Source organism: Roseovarius sp. CH_XMU1461 (assembly GCF_037027165.1).
Taxonomy (GTDB): Bacteria; Pseudomonadota; Alphaproteobacteria; order Rhodobacterales; family Rhodobacteraceae; genus Roseovarius; species Roseovarius nubinhibens.
The window spans coordinates 460,121-477,469 of the sequence record NZ_JAYMDV010000001.1 but is presented as its reverse complement, the minus strand read 5'-3'; the positions used below and the strand labels follow the sequence as shown (position 1 = coordinate 477,469).

Annotated in this window: 16 protein-coding genes; 14 read left to right on the top strand and 2 right to left on the bottom strand. The window is 64.8% G+C overall.

Features of this window, described 5'->3' with window-relative positions; translation table 11 throughout:
- The first annotated feature begins 170 nt into the window (after positions 1–170).
- The 4 genes from WA237_RS02305 to WA237_RS02290 are packed head-to-tail and all read left to right on the top strand — an operon-like array spanning position 171 to position 6,118.
- Entirely contained in the window at positions 171–2,495 is a 2,325-nt protein-coding gene (locus WA237_RS02305; protein ID WP_336096530.1) for a DUF1989 domain-containing protein, read from the top strand.
- The gene (locus tag WA237_RS02300) at positions 2,492–3,553 is read left to right on the top strand and encodes a quaternary amine ABC transporter ATP-binding protein (RefSeq protein WP_336096529.1); all 1,062 of its coding nucleotides are present in this window, start codon (positions 2,492–2,494) and stop codon (positions 3,551–3,553) included. The genes WA237_RS02305 and WA237_RS02300 overlap by 4 nt, the downstream gene beginning before the upstream one ends.
- A gap of 4 nt (positions 3,554–3,557) precedes the next feature.
- Positions 3,558–5,102: an ABC transporter permease gene (locus WA237_RS02295; RefSeq protein ID WP_336096528.1), complete on the top strand. Its 1,545-nt coding sequence runs from the start codon at positions 3,558–3,560 to the stop codon at positions 5,100–5,102.
- Between the two features lie 59 nt (positions 5,103–5,161).
- Positions 5,162–6,118 (top strand): ABC transporter substrate-binding protein, encoded by a 957-nt coding sequence (locus WA237_RS02290; RefSeq protein WP_336096527.1) that lies wholly within the window; start codon positions 5,162–5,164, stop codon positions 6,116–6,118.
- A gap of 56 nt (positions 6,119–6,174) precedes the next feature.
- Here WA237_RS02290 and WA237_RS02285 read toward each other — a convergent pair whose 3' ends face one another.
- Positions 6,175–7,116 carry a 3-hydroxyacyl-CoA dehydrogenase family protein gene (locus tag WA237_RS02285; RefSeq protein ID WP_336096526.1) on the bottom strand — a complete coding sequence of 314 codons (942 nt, stop codon included), beginning with the start codon at positions 7,114–7,116 and terminating at the stop codon, positions 6,175–6,177.
- A 119-nt stretch (positions 7,117–7,235) separates the two neighbouring features.
- Between WA237_RS02285 and WA237_RS02280 the strand changes: the two genes are divergently transcribed.
- From WA237_RS02280 to WA237_RS02245, 8 genes are all read left to right on the top strand, one after another.
- Complete coding sequence (locus WA237_RS02280; RefSeq protein ID WP_336096525.1) at positions 7,236–8,705, top strand: aldehyde dehydrogenase; 1,470 nt, start codon at positions 7,236–7,238, stop codon at positions 8,703–8,705.
- The gene (locus WA237_RS02275) at positions 8,705–9,499 is read left to right on the top strand and encodes an alpha/beta fold hydrolase (protein ID WP_336096524.1); all 795 of its coding nucleotides are present in this window, start codon (positions 8,705–8,707) and stop codon (positions 9,497–9,499) included. Before WA237_RS02280 ends, WA237_RS02275 begins: the two co-directional genes overlap by 1 nt.
- Before the next feature lie 140 nt (positions 9,500–9,639).
- Complete coding sequence (locus WA237_RS02270) at positions 9,640–10,086, top strand: hypothetical protein (protein WP_336096523.1); 447 nt, start codon at positions 9,640–9,642, stop codon at positions 10,084–10,086.
- Entirely contained in the window at positions 10,083–10,751 is a 669-nt protein-coding gene (locus WA237_RS02265) for a MotA/TolQ/ExbB proton channel family protein (RefSeq protein WP_336096522.1), read from the top strand. The genes WA237_RS02270 and WA237_RS02265 overlap by 4 nt, the downstream gene beginning before the upstream one ends.
- Entirely contained in the window at positions 10,744–11,130 is a 387-nt protein-coding gene (locus WA237_RS02260; RefSeq protein ID WP_336096521.1) for an ExbD/TolR family protein, read from the top strand. The genes WA237_RS02265 and WA237_RS02260 overlap by 8 nt, the downstream gene beginning before the upstream one ends.
- Positions 11,127–11,516 carry an ExbD/TolR family protein gene (locus tag WA237_RS02255; protein ID WP_336096520.1) on the top strand — a complete coding sequence of 130 codons (390 nt, stop codon included), beginning with the start codon at positions 11,127–11,129 and terminating at the stop codon, positions 11,514–11,516. Before WA237_RS02260 ends, WA237_RS02255 begins: the two co-directional genes overlap by 4 nt.
- Entirely contained in the window at positions 11,513–12,451 is a 939-nt protein-coding gene (locus WA237_RS02250) for a TonB family protein (protein ID WP_336096519.1), read from the top strand. The genes WA237_RS02255 and WA237_RS02250 overlap by 4 nt, the downstream gene beginning before the upstream one ends.
- A 64-nt stretch (positions 12,452–12,515) precedes the next feature.
- The gene (locus WA237_RS02245; RefSeq protein ID WP_336096518.1) at positions 12,516–13,076 is read left to right on the top strand and encodes a GFA family protein; all 561 of its coding nucleotides are present in this window, start codon (positions 12,516–12,518) and stop codon (positions 13,074–13,076) included.
- Between the two features lie 104 nt (positions 13,077–13,180).
- Here WA237_RS02245 and WA237_RS02240 read toward each other — a convergent pair whose 3' ends face one another.
- Complete coding sequence (locus tag WA237_RS02240; RefSeq protein ID WP_336096517.1) at positions 13,181–15,181, bottom strand: TonB-dependent receptor domain-containing protein; 2,001 nt, start codon at positions 15,179–15,181, stop codon at positions 13,181–13,183.
- Between the two features lie 221 nt (positions 15,182–15,402).
- On the opposite strand from WA237_RS02240, the gene WA237_RS02235 reads away from it, so the two are divergent.
- On the top strand, positions 15,403–16,458 hold the full coding sequence (locus WA237_RS02235) for a hemin-degrading factor (protein ID WP_336096516.1): 1,056 nt from the start codon (positions 15,403–15,405) through the stop codon (positions 16,456–16,458).
- Positions 16,455–17,345, top strand: coding sequence for a heme/hemin ABC transporter substrate-binding protein (locus tag WA237_RS02230; RefSeq protein ID WP_336096515.1), 891 nt, complete (start codon positions 16,455–16,457; stop codon positions 17,343–17,345). Before WA237_RS02235 ends, WA237_RS02230 begins: the two co-directional genes overlap by 4 nt.
- Positions 17,346–17,349: the final 4 nt, after the last annotated feature.

Sequence of the window (17,349 nt, the reverse complement as noted above, 5' to 3'; positions counted from 1 at the left end):
ACAGGCCCTTGATACCGCGCTGAAAACCCGATGTGCAAGGCCGATGGTTTTTATAATAGCTATGTCTTGCGCTTATGTAACCGGTTAGAATTATCTTGACGGATGAAATTGTAACCGGTTACAAAATTTGGAATCGGCGCCGGAAAGCAGAGCGTCACGGAGGTATGAGAATGATTGGCACAGAGTTGTCAGACCCGCTGGCGCGCCGGCGGTACCAGGGGCTTAAATCCTCGCGCCCGATGGCGGTGGATGTGCGCTGGGGCGAGGCGGGGCGGATGTCGGTGCGTGCCGGGTCGATCCTGTCGATCACCAATGTCGACGGCGGCGGGGTGGCCTGGGTCACGACGCTCGGGCCTGAGGCGCGGCAGTTTTCGGCGGCGGCGCTCGATCTTGGGGCGGCGGCGGAGGTGACCCTCGATCCCGAGAGCTTTGACGCGCGGGAGATGGCGGGGCTGGCGGCGTCGCGGGACAGCAGTCTCGAGGGGGCGACGGGCTGCAAGATTTTCGATGCCGAGACCGAGGCGGGCGAGCTTTTCGTGACCAAGGTTCTCGAGGATGCGACGCTGTTCGTGATCGCGCCGGTGAGCCGGGAGTTTCTCAGCGCAGGCGGCGGCGGTCGCTTCGCGGTTCGGGTGCAGCCGCCGGCGGGGGGCAGCAGCGATGTGATCCTGCCCGATCCGCTGGGCAAGGTGGTGGATGAATGGCGGGTGAGCCGGGGCACGGCGCTCGCCTATGAGCTCAAGCGTGGGCAGTTCGTGCAGGTCATCGATGTCGAGGGCCAGCAATGTTCGGATTTCATGGCGATGCGGGCCTCGTCGCTCGATGCCGGTGTCGAGCGGTTCATCGACAGCACCGTGTCGCGGACCATGGCGCGCAATGCCTATCCGTCGCCCGGTCTGCATGACAAATTCTTTGATCAGGACATTCGCCCGCTGTTGTCGGTGCGTCAGGACACGGTCGGGCGGCATGACACGTTTGCGCTCGCCTGTACGGCGCGGGGCTATGAGGAGCGGGGCTTTCCCGGGCATCTCAACTGTTCCGACAATATCAGCGCGGCCTTTGATCCCTATGGCATTCAAGCGCGCAAGGCCTGGCCCGCGATCAATTTCTTCTTCAACTCCTGGATCGATCAGGCCGACCACCGGATCGCCAGCGACGAGGCGTGGTCGCGGCCGGGCGATCACGTGGTGATGGAGGCGCTGACCGATCTGGTCTGTGTCTCGACCGCCTGTCCCGATGACGTCGACCCGATCAACGGCTGGAACCCCACAGATATTCATGTCCGCATCTACGAGGAGGACAGTTCGATTACACATTCCGTTTCATGGCGGGCCAATCCCGAGGATGCCGAACAGCTGACCCGGCATTCGGCGTTTCACCCGCGCACCTCCAAGCTCACCACGTCGTTCCACGTGGCGCGGAGCCTTTGGATGCCGGTGCATTTCGATGCCACCGGCACGGTCGAGGAATATTGGGCCTGTAAGAAGGCCGCGACCATTCAGGATATGTCGGGTCTGCGCAAGTTCGACGTGGTCGGGCCGGACGCCGTCGAGCTCTTGCAGCATTGCATGACGCGTGACGTTGCCAAGCTGTCGCAGCATCGCGGCTTTTACGCGCTGATGTGCGATGCGCGGGGCAGTGTTCTCGATGACGGAACCTTGTTCCGGCTCGAAGATACCGCGTTCCGCTGGTGTTGTGGGTCGGACAATTCGGCGCTGCATCTGCGTGAGCAGGCCGAGGCGCTGGGGCTGGATGTGCGGGTGTTGTCGCTGGGCGACCGGGTGCAGAACCTTGCCATTCAGGGGCCGAAGTCGCGCGACATCCTGCGCGAAGTGGTGTTTACCCAGCCGTCGCGCCCGGCGCTCGACAATCTCAAGTGGTTCGGCTTCACCGTGGCGCGGCTGCATGATCGCGATGGCCCGATGTTCATGCTGTGCCGCACCGGGTTCACCGGTGAGCTCGGCTACGAGATTTTCTGTGATCGCAATGACGCGGTGGAGATCTGGGACGGTCTGATGGCGGCGGGCGAAAAGCACGGGCTGACCCCGATGGGCAGTGCCGCGCTCGATCCGCTGCGGCTTGAGGCCGGGCTGATGATCGCGGGGGCCGAGTTTGGCCCGGACAGCGATGCGATGGAATCCGGTCTGGGCTTTGCGGTGGATTTCAAGAAACCCGCCTTTATCGGCCGCGAGGCGCTGGAGCGGAATGCCACGGCACCGCGCCGCAAGCTCGTCGGGCTCAAGTTCACCGGGATGGAGGCGCCGCATCATGGCGATCCGATCTTTGTGGGCCGCGAACAGGTCGGCGTGGTCACCAGTGGGGCCATGTCGCATGAGCTGGGCCATGCGATTGCCATGGCGCGGGTCGCGATTGAATGCGCCGAGACCGGCGGCACGCTGGAGGTGGGACGACTGGACGGGCATATGAAACGGCTGCCCGCCACGGTGGTGGACCTGCCCTTTATCGATCCCAAGAGAGAGAAGGCGAGGGCATGAGCACAGAACCCAAACGGAATGTCGTCGTCACGCGCAACGTCTGGAAAATCTTTGGCCCGCGCGCCGAAGAGGCGATGGCGGCGGTGCGCCGGGACAACCTGAGCAAGGCGGAGGTTCTCGAAGAGTTTCAGGCCGTGGTCGGCGTGCGGGACGTGTCGATCGAAGTCGGCGAAGGCGAGGTGTTTTGCATCATGGGCCTGTCGGGGTCCGGCAAATCGACGCTGGTGCGCCATATCAACCGGCTCATCGAGCCGACCGGCGGCGAGATCCTGATCAACGGGGTCGATGTGAACGGGCTCGGGGCCGAGGATCTTCGGGCGATGCGCGCCGACAAGATCGGCATGGTGTTCCAGAACATGGCGCTGTTGCCGCATCGCACGGTGCGCGACAACATCGCCTTTGCCCTCGAGCTGCGCAATGTCGATGCCTTCACCCGTGTCGAGCTGGCCGATCGGGTGATCGAGCTGGTGAGCCTGCAGGGCTATGGCGACCGGTTGCCGGGCGATCTGTCGGGCGGGATGCAGCAGCGTGTGGGTCTGGCCCGCGCGATGGCGGCCGATCCCGATATCCTGCTGATGGATGAGCCGTTTTCGGCGCTTGATCCGCTGATCCGGCGCGGGCTTCAGGATGAGTTCCTGGCGCTGTCGAAGACGATGAAGAAGACCACGCTGTTCATCACCCATGACCTTGATGAGGCCATTCGCATGGGGTCGCGGATCGCGATCATGAAGGATGGCGAGATCGTCCAGACCGGCACGCCGGAAGAGATCGTGACCCAGCCCGCCGATGATTATGTCGCGGATTTCGTGGCCGGGATTTCCAAGCTCAAACTGATCTTTGCCCATTCGGTGATGCGCCCGGTGGAGGCCTATGAGCAGGGCGGTCGCAAGCTGCCGCCCATTGATCAATGTCCGCAGGCCGATCCCGAGGATGACCTCGATGCGCTGGTGGGCCGGGTGGTCGGTCAGGACAACCCGATCGTCATCATGAGCGACAACAAACCGGTGGGGGTGGTCACCAAGGACGCCCTTCTCCGCGGCATTCAGGGAGAGGTGTGAGACCATGAGCAGCGACACCGATATTCGCAAACCATTCCTCGATTTCGCGGGCCAAAACGGCAGCTATTACGCCGATGTGTTTCTGAAGATCCAAAAGGCCACGCTTGGCCGGGGCCATGTCAATGTGACCGCCATGATCGGCAGTTTCGTCTGGGCGGCGCTGCGCGGCAATTGGGGGCTCTTCGTCATAGGCTTTGTCATCGATCTGATCACCGCGGTGAATCTTGCGCTGGTCTATAAATATTCGAATGCGGCGGTTGAGAACGCCGACAAGGCCTATCTCGTGGCGCGCTATGAAGGCTGGTCGCAGACCCATCTCATCGGGGCGATTGTCACCTTTGTGCTGGGGCGCATCCTGTTCGGATGGCTGGCCGACCGGTTCTATGCCAAGCAATATGAGAAATGGCGCACGGATCACAGTGTGAACAACGGCGTCGAGATGCGGCGGCTCGTGCTCGGGCTGCTGGTGGTGGCGTTGATCGCGCCTTTGCTGCTCTATCGCACGACGCAGTTCGCACCGGATGAGCGGACCTGCATCAAGCAGGATCGGGCGCTGGCCGAGGGCGAAGCGGTGCCGTTCAAGGATCGGTTCGACTGTTTCGTGATCGGCGAGTTTCCGACCTTTATCTGGATCGACCGGCCGGACGAGATCAGCTATCCGCGCGACGACAATGGCGAGCGGGTGATCAAGCGCACCGCGCCGAGCGCCGATGCGCCGCCCGTCAGCCTCAACACCTATGTGTCGCAGAGCATCGACGACGGGATCAGCTATCTCACGGTGTTCTACGGGTTCCTGTTCGACGGCATCACCAATGTGCTGCGCGGGATGCTCGGGGCGATCACTTCGGTCTTTGTCGGCACGCCCTGGCCGATCACCATGGCGGTGCTGCTCTTCGTGGCCTATCGGGCGGCGGGGCCGCGCACGGCGATCTTTGTCGGCGCGTCGCTGGCCTATCTCGCGCTCTTTGGCTTCTGGCAGACGGCGATGGACACGATGTCGCTTGTGGTGGCGGCCTCGATCATCTGTGTGGTCTTTGGTCTGCCGCTCGGCATCTGGGTGAGCAAATCGCGGCGCGGCAAGGCGATCATCACGCCGATCCTCGATGTGATGCAGACGATCCCGAGCTTTGTCTATCTGCTGCCGGCGATTGCGTTCTTCTCCATCGGCAAGCCGCCCGGCATTCTCGCCACGGTGATCTTTGCGATGCCGCCGATGGTGCGTCTCACGGCGCTGGGCATCCTGCAGGTGCCGGAGAACACCAAGGAGGCGGCGCTCGCCTTTGGGGCCAACCCGCGGCAATTGCTGACCAAGGTGGAGCTGCCGCTGGCGATGCCGTCGATCATGACCGGGATCAACCAGGTGGTGATGATGAGCCTCTCGATGGTCGTGGTGGCGGCGCTGATCGGCGCGGGCGGCATGGGCTATATCGTGACCGAGGCGCTGGAGAATACCGAGACCGGGCGCGGTGTGCTCGCGGGGATCGGGATCGCATTGCTGGCGATGATGATCGACCGGGTGGTGCAGAAGGCCAATACGCAAAACCAATAACAACCAAACGTGCCGTCCCGGAGGGGGGCGGCACAACCAACAGGAAAGGGAAAACACCAATGAAAAAGATGACACATATGCTGGCGGGCGCGATGCTCTTGTCCTCGGGGGCGAGCGTGATGGCGGCCGAGGATGCCACGGTCGCGATTGGCGATCTCACCTGGACCGGGGCGCAGGCCATCGGTCATGTGATCCAGGCGGTGATCGAAGGCCCGCTCGGCTCCGAGGCGAAGATCGTGGCCGGTCTGTCGGACGGGTCGATCATCGCGGCGGGGATGGACAAGGGCGATGGCTCGGCCGATGTCTATACCGATCTGTGGATGCCGAACCGGCAGGCGCTCTGGGATGAGTTCATCGACGGCGCGCAGACGGTGGGCCACAATTCGCCCTATCTCGGCACGCAGAAGATGTATGTGCCGTCCTATATGGCCGATCGGATCACCTCGATGGATGATCTGAAGGACCCCGAGATTGCCGCGATGTTCGACAAGGATGGCAATGGCAAGGGCGAGTATTGGGCCGGGGATGCGGGCTGGAAATCGACGCGCATGTGGCAGGTCAAGTTCAAGAGCTATGGTCTGTCCGAGCTCTGGGAGCCCGAGGTTCTGCCGGATGCGACCTTCAAGGCGCAGCTCAAGACCGCGGTGCAGCGCGAACAGCCGATCATGTTCTACTACTGGACGCCGGAATGGGTGCATGCCGCCTATGACCTGACCGCGATCGAGGAACCGGCGCGGACCGAGGGCTGTGAAGATGTCGATCTCGACAAGGAAGATTGGCTCGAGGCGTCGAGCTTTGCCTGTGCGAGCAAGGATGCCGAGATTTTCGTGGCCTATTCCAAGTCGCTCGAGACCCGCAACCCGCCGGTGGCCAAGTTCCTGAGCCAGATGCAGCTCGACCCGGCAGTGGTCAATAGCTGGATCCTCAAGATCGGCCGTGACAAGCTCGACCCGCGTGACGTGGCCGAGGAATGGGTGGCCGAGAACATGGATGTGGTCAACGAGTGGATCAAGTAAGCTGATCCAACGCACATCAGGACGCCCCGCCGCGATCAACCCCCGGCGGGGCGTTGTCATGTCTGGGGTTTGGGGCTCTGGGGTTTGGCGCGCGCCCGCAGGAGCGCGATCAGCGCGGCGTCGCGTTCGGCCTCGAGCGTGGCGATGTCGCGCCCGGCGCAGGCGGTGGCGACGCCTGCGATGAGCGTGTCCTTGACCTCCGGGCTGAGGCGCGGCGTGCCGAGATCCTGCCAGCGGCGTTCCTGGCTCGGGCCGAGATGGTCGAGATAGCCGGCGATGCCGCCCGCGCCGCCGCCGAGATGATAGGCCATATGCGCGCCGAGCACCGACCAGCGCAGCCCCGGCCCGTGCATCAGCGCGCGGTCCACCGCCTCGACATCAGCGATGCCCTCGGCGACGATATGCACCGCCTCGCGCCAGAGGGCGGAGGCGAGCCGGTTGGCGATATGGCCGGTGGCGGGAATGTTGAGCCGGACCGGAACGCGACCGGCGGCCCGGTAGAGCGCCTCGGCCCGGTCGAGCCGCGCCGGGTCGGGGCCGTAGAGTTCCACCAGCGGCACGAGATGCGGCGGGTTGAACGGGTGCGCGGTGATGAGCCGCTGCGGATCGGTGAGACCGGGGGCGAGATCGTCCCAGGTCAGCGAGGAGGTCGAGGAGGCGATGATGGCCTCGGGCGGGGCCAGGGTTTCGATCTCGGCATAGAGCGCATGTTTGACCGGGATGCTTTCCGGCGCGTTTTCCTGAATGAGCGCGGGTTCGCACAGGGCGGCGGCGAGGTCGCTCTCATAGCTTATGTCGCCGCGCGGGCTGTGACCGTCGAGCTCGGTCAGATCAGCGCGCGGTTTGGCGAGCCGGTCCGGCGCCGTCTTGAGCGCCTCGGGCTGGGGATCCCAAAGCGTCACCCGCGCGCCGTGATGGGCAAAGAGCGCGGCCCAGCCGATGCCGATCAGACCGGCGCCGAGGATGGTGATGGGGAGATGGTCGAGATCAACGGTCATGGGGGCTCCTGCCGGTTCAAGCTTCGCGTTCTTCGAATTCATCCTGCGAAAACTTTTGTTTTTCAAATGATGCGGGCTTTGACATCCTGCGGCGCAGCAGGCGTGTGAAAGGGATGAGAATGCAGAGCTTTGAGATGCTGATCAATGGGGCGTGGGTCGCGGCCGGGGATGGCGCGAGTTTTGAGTCTATCTCGCCCGCCGATGGCAAGGTCTGGGCCAAGATCCCTGAAGCCACGGAAGAGGATGTGGATCGGGCGGTGCGCGCTGCGCATGCCGCCTGTTACGAGGGGCCGTGGTCGCGGATGACACCGACGGAGCGCGGCCATTGTCTGCGCCGTCTGGCGGAGCTCTTGAAGGACAATGCCGAGCGGCTCGGCGAGATCGAGACCCGCGACACCGGCAAGATGTTCAAGGAAACCCGCTGGCAGGCGAATTACATTGCCGAGTTCTTTCATTTCTATGCGGGCTGTGCCGACAAGATCCATGGCGACACGCTGCCCATCGACAAGCCGGATATGTTCGTCTTTACCCATCGCGAGCCGCTGGGGGTGATCGCGGCCATCGTGCCGTGGAATTCGCAGCTCTTCCTGACGGCGGTCAAGATCGGCCCGGCGCTGGCGGCGGGGAATACGGTGGTTCTCAAGGCGTCGGAACATGCCTCGGCGGCGATGCTGGAGTTCGGCAAGCTCATGGCCGAGGCGGGCATTCCGGATGGGGTGGTCAATATCGTCACCGGCCATGGCGAGCCTTGCGGGCGGGCGCTCACCTCGCATCCATTGGTGGCGCGGATTTCCTTTACCGGCGGGCCGGGGGCGGCGCGGCATGTGCTGATGAATTCGACCAAGAATTTCGCCGAAGTGTCTCTCGAGCTTGGCGGGAAATCGCCCTTTATCGTGTTCGAGGATGCCGACATCGAAAGCGCGGTCAATGGCTCGGTCGCGGGGATTTTCGGGGCCTCGGGGCAGAGCTGTGTCGCGGGGTCGCGGCTCATCGTGCATGAGGATGTGGCGGATGCGTTCCTCGCCCGGATGGTCGAGATTGCGCGGGCGGTCAAGATCGGCGATCCGATGGCGGAAGAGACCGAGATGGGGCCGCTCTGCACGCTTGGGCAGCTCGAGACAATCGAGCGCGAGGTGGCGCGGGCGGTCGAGGAAGGCGGTCGGGTGCTTTGTGGGGGCAAGCGGGCCGAGGCGGGCGAGATGTATTTCGAGCCGACGATCATCGACTGTCCCTCGCCGGATCTGCATATCGTCGATACCGAGCTGTTTGGTCCGGTGCTGTCGGTCCTGCGGTTTCGCACCGAGGACGAGGCGCTGCGGCTGGCCAATGACACCGAGCATGGGCTGGCGGCGGGGATTTTCACGCGCGACGGGGCGCGGGCGCTGCGGATGTCGCGGGCGGTGCGGGCCGGGATCGTCTGGGTCAACACCTATCGGGCGATTTCGCCGGTGGCGGAGTTCGGCGGCATGAAGGGATCGGGCTATGGCCGCGAGAGCGGGTTTCAGGCGATGTATGACTACACCCGCCCCAAGACGGTGTGGATGAATGCCTCGTCCGAGCCGCTGGGCTCGATGTTCGTGGCGCGCTGATGCCCTGGGCGGGCGGCACCTATTACGAGGTGAGCGGGCCGGAGGGCGCGCCGGCGGTGGTGTTGATCCATGGGCTGGGCCTCACGGCGGCGGTGACATGGGAGGCGATTGGCGCGGCGCTGGCGCGGGAGTATCGGGTGATCCGCTATGATCTCAACGGTCATGGGCAGAGCGCCACGCCGCCGGGCGACGCGAGCCTCACCGCGCTGTCAGAGCAGGTGATTGCGCTGATGGATGCGCTTGGGGTGGCGCGGGCGGCGCTTGTTGGGTTTTCGCTCGGCGGGATGATCAACCGGCGGGTGGCGATGGATCATCCGGATCGGGTGCGCGGCCTCGGCATTCTCAATTCGCCGCATGAGCGGGGTGAGGCGCTACAGGCGCGGGTCGAGGCGCAGGCGCAGGCGGCGGGCGAGGGCGGGCCGTTCGCCACCATCGATGCGGCGCTCGAGCGGTGGTTTCGGCCCGAGTTTCGCGCCGCGCAGCCCGAGAGCGTGGCGCGGGTGCGGGCGACGGTGCTGGCCAATGATCCGGGGGATTATGCGGCGCATCGCTGGGTTCTGGCGCATGGGGTGCGCGAGCTGATCCGGCCCGAGCCGCCGATCACCTGTCCGGCGCTGGTGATGACGGGCGAGGAGGACAGCGGCTCGACCCCGGCGATGAGCCGGGCCATTGCCGCCGAGATCGATGGCGGCGATTGTCAGATTCTGCCGGGGCAGAAACATCTCGGGCTGATCGAGGATCCGGAGAGTTTCATCGCACCGCTGCGCGGGTTTCTGGGGCGGTTGCCGGACTAGCGGATAATTCCGACTATTTCATTTAGGTATTGAAGGCGGCGCCAAAATGTGGTGAGTCCGCTCGCAAGACCGAGCCAAGGGGGGCGCCTCTGAGCCAGGGACAGATAGAGTTTCTCTGCCACCCAGCCGGAGCCCCCTCGATGCGTATATCCCCGATCCTATCCGTTCTCAGCGCCGCGTTTCTTGCGCAGGCGGCGATTGCCGAAGAGGCGATCAAGCCTGCTGACGAGAGCCTTGAGGGCAAGCTGTCGCTCGAGCTCAATGCGGCGCAATCCGGCGAGGGGGGCTGTATGCTCACCTTTGTGGTGATCAATGGCCATGACGCGGATATCGCGCGGGCGGTCTATGAGACGGTGCTCTTTGACAAGACGGGGCAGGTGGATCGGCTCACGCTGTTTGATTTCGGGCAGTTGCCGGCCAAGCGGCCGCGGGTGCGGCAGTTTTCGGTCTCGGGCACGCCCTGCGACGGGCTCGGGCAGATCCTCGTGAACGGGGCCCATGCCTGTGAGGCGGCGGCGCTTGACGAGGGGGCCTGTGAGGCGGGGCTCGAGGTGACATCGCGGACCGAGATCGAGGTGCTGGGATGATCGAGCTTGTCAAATCCGCCGTGATGCAGGCCGCCGATCTGGGCGGGCCGGTCGTTTTGGTTCTGATTGCCACCTCCATCGCCACGGTGGCGGTGATCTTCTACAAGCTCTGGCAGTTTCTGCGGGCGGGTGTCGGGCGGCACAAGGCGCTGCGCGAGGCGGTGACGGCCTGGGACGCGGGCGACCGGGCGGCGGCGCGGGCGGCGCTGGGCCGGTCCAAGAGCTATCTCGCGCCGGTGATCGATATGGGGTTTTCGGGGCAGGCCGATGATCTCGACCGGTTGCGCAGCGAGGCCGAGGCGCGGTTTGCCCGGCTTGAACGGGGCTTTCGCTTTCTCGATACGGTGTCGCAGCTGGCACCGCTTTTGGGGCTGTTTGGCACGGTTCTCGGCATGATCCAGGCGTTTCAGGCGCTGCAGGAGGCGGGGTCGCAGGTCGATCCGTCGATCCTCGCCGGGGGCATCTGGGTGGCGCTTTTGACCACGGCGGTGGGGCTTGCGGTGGCGATGCCCACGTCGATGGTGCTGAGCTGGTTCGAGAGCCGGATGGATGCGGAGCGGGTGATCGCGGATCATGCCATCCTGTCGGTGCTGCATCCGCAGGGGCGTGAGGCCACGGCCGCGAGCGCAGAGAGGCCCGTCGCGGGACAGGCGCGCCATGCGTAAACGGCAGGCACGGCGAAAGCTCTCGATGACGTCGCTCATCGATGTGATCTTTCTGTTGCTGCTGTTTTTCATGCTGAGTTCGACGTTTTCCAAATTCGCCGAGGTCGAGCTGAGCGCGGCGGGATCGGGCGCGGGGGCCGTGCAGGGCGAGACCCGGCCGATGTTCCTGCGGCTCGGGGCCGAGGGGCTCAGCCTCAATGGGCGCGAGGTGGCGCTGGATGCCTTGCAGGATTTGGTGCGCGGCGAGATGCCGGAGGCGGGCGAGCAGCCCTTGCTGGTGAGCCTGCAGGACGGGGTCAATGCGCAGCGGCTGATTGACCTGCTGGGCGTGCTGCGCGGCGTCGGCAACCTGTCGGTTACGGTGTTGGGGACGTCATGATCAAGCCACGGCAGAGATCGAAACGCGAGCCGACCATCGCGCTCATCAACATCGTTTTTCTGATGCTGGTGTTCTTCATGGTGGCGGGGACGCTGGCGCAGCCGCTCGATCCCGAGTTGAAGCTGGTGAAGACCGAAGAGCTCGACGGGATCGCGCCGCCCGATGCGCTGGTGGTTCATGCCGATGGCCGGCTGAGCTATCGCGGCGCGGATGTGGCCTCGGCGGAGGCGTATCTTTCGGGGCGTGAGGCCGAGGGCGAGGAGATCGCCGTGCGGCTGGTGCCGGACCGCGATCTTGACGCGGGCGCGCTGGTCACGCTCACGGCGGAGCTGCGCCGGGCGGGGGCCGCGCGGGTGCTGGTGGTGACGGAACGGGGGCTGCAATGATCGTGACGTCGAGATGGGCCAAGCTGATGGCCGGGGTGGCAGCGCTGGCGCTGCATGGCACGTTGGTCGTGGGGTTCGTGAGTGAGACGCCGGTGGAGGTGGAGAGCGGCGCCGGGGCCGCAGAAGCGCGGATCGGGTCGAGCTTTGCCGATATGGCGGCGGGGACGCTCAGCGCCGAGCCGGCCGAGGAGATGAGCAAGCCGGTGGAGCAGGCGGCGCTGGTGCCGCCGACGCCGGTCGAGACGCCGGTTGAGCGGCCGCAGGAGGTGCAGGAGCGTCCAGAGGCACAGCCCGAGATGGCGCAGCCGGTGACCCCGGCGCTGACGCCGTCGCATGATCCGCAGCGGGCGACGGTTCTTACGCCTGCACCGCAGATGGCCGCGCCGGTGATGCCGCAAGAGACGGTCGAGGCGCAGGACGAGGTCGCGCCGCAAAGCTCGGTCCGGCCCAAGCAGCGGACCCGGGAAGAGCCGCCCAAGCCGCAAAAGACGGCCAAGACCCCCGCGCCGAAGACGCCGGTCAAGCAGGCGCCAAAGCCGCAGAAGAAGGCCGCGAGCGCGCCGCAGGGCAATGCCAAGCAGAACGCGCGGGCCGGATCGGCCACTGGCCGCGAAGGGGCTAAGGCGGCGCAGCAGGGCGTGGCGCAGGGGCAGAAGAACCGCGAGGCGGGCAATGCCCGGGCCAGCAATTACCCCGGTCAGGTGATGAAGAAACTGTCGCGCGTGTCGCGGCCCCGGGTCGGACGGCGCGGCACGGCCGTGGTGGCCTTTACCATCGCGCCCAATGGCGGGCTGGCGGCGGTGTCGATCGCGAAATCCTCGGGCCATGCCGAGCTCGACCGTGCGGCGCTGCGGGTGGTGCAGCGGGCGGCCCCGTTCCCGCCGCCCCCCCAGGGCGCGCGGCGGTCCTATTCGATCAACATCAAGGGTGGGTGAACCGAATGCGAGGCCAGGTGCCGGGGCGTGTCTCAGCGATGGGCGGCGTTCGGAGGATGTGCGCTTGGCTGAGGCGGTTGGCGGGTTTGAGGGTGAATTGACCCTCGGCTTCGACGTTTTTAGCCGATGGAATGTCCCAAAACATCCCACCCTTCCCCCGCCTGCGTCCTATATTCGCGGAGGGTCGGAGGAAGATCGAATGACGACACGCGGGTATTGCCTATGTCAGAAAACAAGTTGGTCCTATGTGGGGGATCAAACATGGACCTGTTATTGCCATTGCGATGACTGCCGCCGGAACTGTGCCGCGCCGGTGGTTGCTTGGTTCGGTGTGCCGAAGAAGAGCTTTGAGTGGACAGGTGATACGCCTCGCACCTATGAAAGCTCGAAGGGCGTTTTCAGGCATTTTTGCGGGACATGCGGGTCGCCCATTGGGTTTGAAGCGGATCACTATCCGGGCGGTATGCATCTCTATGCCGCCTCGCTGGAACGCCCGGAGGATTTCAAGCCGACCTTTCACGTCAACAAGCAAAGCAAGTTGCCTTGGCTGCAAATGACGGATGATCTCGACGCGTTCGAAGGCACATTGCTTCACTCACCCAACGACCCGGACGGGTATCAGTAGTCGGGAGAGCGGCTGATTTTCCTTCAGGTTATAGCGTCTCGGGTTGCCCGCCGCGCAAAAAAGGGACACATTCCTTGTCCGGCGTTTTGCCGGTTTGCTTCTGCTTAGAAGGTCTTGGCCAGCGTCAGCTTGACGTTGCGGCCGGTGGCGGCGCGGGTCGAGAGATGCGGCTGATATTGTTTGTCGAAGAGGTTTTCGACACCGATGCGGAACTCGGTCCCGGCCCAGACACCGCTCTGCGGGGCGATGGTGGCGCGCAGGTTATGCGTCACATAGCCCGAGGAGCGCACGCCATTGACGGTGATGTCATCGGCGGCGACGGCTTCCCAGCTAAAGTCATAGGTTTCGCCGATCTTCTTGCCGAGGGTCAGGCGCGCGGAATTGGCGGCCAGATTGCGCCAGTCCTGTTCGATCTGGGCGGCGGTGGTTTCCGAGCCATCGGCGATGTTGAGATTGGCATCCATATAGAGGCCGTTTTCCAGCGCGTAGGAGGCCTCGATCTCGATGCCTTGGGTGTTGATCTCGTCCAGATCGGTAAAGACCGGGATACCGCCGACGATGGTGGTCGAGACGAAGGAGGTCACATCCCAGAGCTTGGTGTCATAGGCGTTGATCTTGAACGACAGGCTGTCACCCGCGCGGAAGGCATCGCGGCGCTCATAGGCGGCACCGATTTCATAGGTGCGGGATTTCTCGCTCTGGGTCACGCGGGCGATGTTGTCGAGATCGTCGATGGGCGGCAGGACCTCGGTATAGGCGGCGCTGCCGAAGACGGACCAGCCATTGCCGAAGGCATAGCGCAGCGACAGGCCACCCATCAGCGCGTCATTGCTGTAGCGCCCGTCATTGGGGGCGGTGGAGCCCTGGATCGTCGAGCTTTCGTAGCGCAGGGCCGGGGTCACGGTCCAGGCCTCGCCGATCTGGATCTCATCCACCGCGAAGACCGCCCAGCGGTCGTCTTCGCCGCCCGGGGCCGAGGAGGCGTTGAGCCGTTTGCGGTTGATAAGCTCGACCCCGGTGACGAGCGAATGGCCAAGCGCGCCAGTGTCAAACCGCGCGCGGTTCTTGAGCGTCAGGGTGGTCGTTTCATATTGATGATCGGCGTCGAGCAGCGGGTTGCCGGGGATCACTGCGGTTTGCAGGATTTCCTCATTGGCATAGGAGAGCTGCGCCGTGAGGTCGATCAGGTCATTGCCGAGCGGGTTGTAGCCATAGCGCAGCATGAAGGTTTCGCTGTTCACCTCGCGGTCGACATTGCCGAAAGTGGTGGTGCCGAAACTGTCGTAGGGCACGTCATATTCGGTGCTCTCGGTGCTGGTGTACGAGGCGGTCAGGCTATGTTCGTCATTGTCGCCAAAGGTGAGCCGGGCCTTGGCGAGCCAGGAGGGATCGTCGACATCATTGGCGGCGGGGTTGATCAGATTGCCATCGCCATCGCTCTGGGTGCCAAGGGTGCGGCGGGTGTGGCTGAGCAGGAATTCGAGCTTCTCGGTGGGCTGCCAGGCGAGGATGCTCGAGGCGGTGAGGCCGGCGCCGTTGGATTGAAACTCGAAGGTCTGGCGATAGGCAAAGCCGGGGGTGCCGCCGGTGAAATCCGAGGCGTCCTTGGTCTCGAGCCGCACCACGCCGCCGACGACGCCCGAGCCATATTCAAACGAGCCGACGGTGCCCCGGATCACTTCGACCTCTTTGTAGAGGGCGGGATCGGTGAAGAGCTGATTGCCGATGCGGTAGAGCTCTTCGCTGCCGCGGGTGACGCCATCGACCTGAATGAGTACCTTTTGATCGGTGCCATAGGTGCTGTTGGCGCCGTAGCCCCGGATGTTGATGCCCGAGCCCTGTGCCGTGGCGCCGTTGACGAGGGTGACGCCCGGGACGGAATCGATGAGTTCGGCCATGGTCCCGGCCTGCCGGTCGGCGATTTCGCGGCTGTCGATTTCGGTCACGGCGGTGGCGGTGTCGGTGGCCACATCGCGTTTGCTCTTGCCGAGCGAGAGGGTGCCGAGAAAGCCGTCGCCTGCCTCTTGTGCGAGGGCGGGGGCGGCTGCGAGGATCAGGCTCAGCGCCGTGGTTCCCAAGAGTGTGTGTCGCGCATGTCGCGTCATGGTTTGTCCTTCCGTTGTGCCAGTGGGCGTTATTGGCCGAGTGGCTTGCGGAGGGCTTGCGCGGCGAGTTTTCAGAGGTGTGAGAAAAGGCTCTTGTGTGGCCTTAGTTTTTCAGACTAAAACTGTCAAGAATTATCCGGCAGCAAAATCGCCGGAAGCCACGTCGCGCCCGAGACCCGGGTGCGGTGCAGCCATGGACCCCCAATTTCCACGAGGTGAACATGGCTGATTTGATGCCGACCCCGACCCCTGAAGAGATCCGTGCCGCGCGTGCGGAGCATGCGAAACTGCGCGACCGCGATCTGGCGGCGCGGCTGGGCATCACCGAGTCGCGGCTCGTCGCGGCGGATTGCGGCGCGGGGGTGACGCGGATCGACCCGCATCCCGATGCGGTGATGGGGGCGGCCGGAGAGCTTGGCGAGGTGATGGCGCTGACCCGTAACGAGAGCTGTGTGCATGAGCGCGTCGGGCGCTATGAGAATTACCGGTCGGGCCAGCATGCCTCGATGGTTCTCGGCGACGAGATCGACATGCGGATGTTCCCGTTGCATTGGTGCCATGGGTTCATGGTCGAGCGCGAGAGCGAGCTGGGGCTGCGGCGCAGCATCCAGGTCTTTGATGCGGCCGGGGATGCGGTGCACAAGATCCATCTGCGCGAGAGTTCGACCGTCGGGGCCTGGGATGGGCTCAAGGCGCGGCTGGCGCTGGCGGATCAGTCGCCGCAGATCGAGCTGGCGGCGCGTCAGCCCACCGAAGTGGCAAAGTCGGAGCCGGCCAAGCTCGACATTCTGCGCAAGGAATGGGCGCGGATGACCGACACGCATCAGTTCCTGCGGCTCACGTCGAAGCTGCGGATGAACCGGCTCGGGGCCTACCGGATTGCCGGTGCGCCATTTGTGCGGGCGCTGGCCCCGGAGGCGGTCGATGTGGCGTTGCAAGAGGTGTCGGAAGAGGGGTTTGAGGTGATGATCTTTGTCGGCAACCGGGGCTGTATTCAGATCCATTCCGGGCCGATCCAGACGCTCAAGCCCATGGGGCCGTGGCAGAATGTGATGGACCCGCGGTTCAACCTGCATCTGCGGCTCGATCATATTGCCGAGGTCTGGGCGGTGGACAAGCCGACGCAGCGCGGCCCGGCGGTGTCGCTTGAGGCGTTCGATGCCGAGGGTGGGCTCATCCTGCAGATCTTTGGCGTGGGGAAGGAAGGGCGGGACAGCCGTCCGGCCTGGCGCAGTCTCGTGGCGGGGCTGCCCGGTCTGGCCGAGGAGGTGGCATGATGCGCGGGGGGTTCACACGACGGGGCGCGTTGCTTGGGCTGACGGCGGCAGTGATTGGCCTCGGGGCCGGGCTGCGGGCAGAAGCTGCAGCAGAGGCGGCCTCAGAATCAGAGCGGATCGTGACGCTTGGCGGCACGGCGACCGAGATAGTTTATGCGCTGGGTGCGGGGGCGCGGCTGGTGGCAAGAGACACCACGTCGAACCATCCGCCCGAGGCGCTGAGCCTGCCGGATGTGGGCTATGTCCGGGCGTTGTCGGCGGAGGGGGTTCTGTCGATGGCCCCCGATCTCATCCTTGCCGAAGAGGGCGCGGGCCCGCCCGAGGTGGTGGCGCTACTCAAGGCGGCGGATGTCGATTATATCGAGCTGCCCGAAGGGTTTAGCCGCGACATGACGGTGAAGCGGATCGAGATGGTCGGCGCGGCGCTGGGCCGTGAGGCAGAGGCCGAGGCGCTGGCGGGCGAGGTTTTGGCGACGCTGGACGCCGCTGCAGAGGCGGCGAAATCCGGGGCCGGCGACGCGCCGAAACGGGTGCTTTTCGTGCTGTCGGCGCAAGGCGGGCGGATCATGGCGGGGGGTGATGAGACGGCGGCGCAGGCGGTGATCGAGCTGGCCGGTGGGGTCAATGCGGTGAGCGGGTTCAGTGGCTACAAGCCCTTGACCGATGAGGCGGTGAGCCTCGCGCGGCCGGATGTGATCCTCATGATGGATCGCGGCGGGGATCATGACATGGCGGCACAAGAGCTTTTGGCGCTGCCGGCGTTTCAGCCGACGCCGGCTGCTGAGAGCGGCGCGGTGATCCGGATGGACGGGCTGCGGCTCTTGGGCTTTGGTCCGCGGGTCGGCGCGGCGGTGCGGGACCTCAACCACGCGCTCTACGGGGGCTAACGTC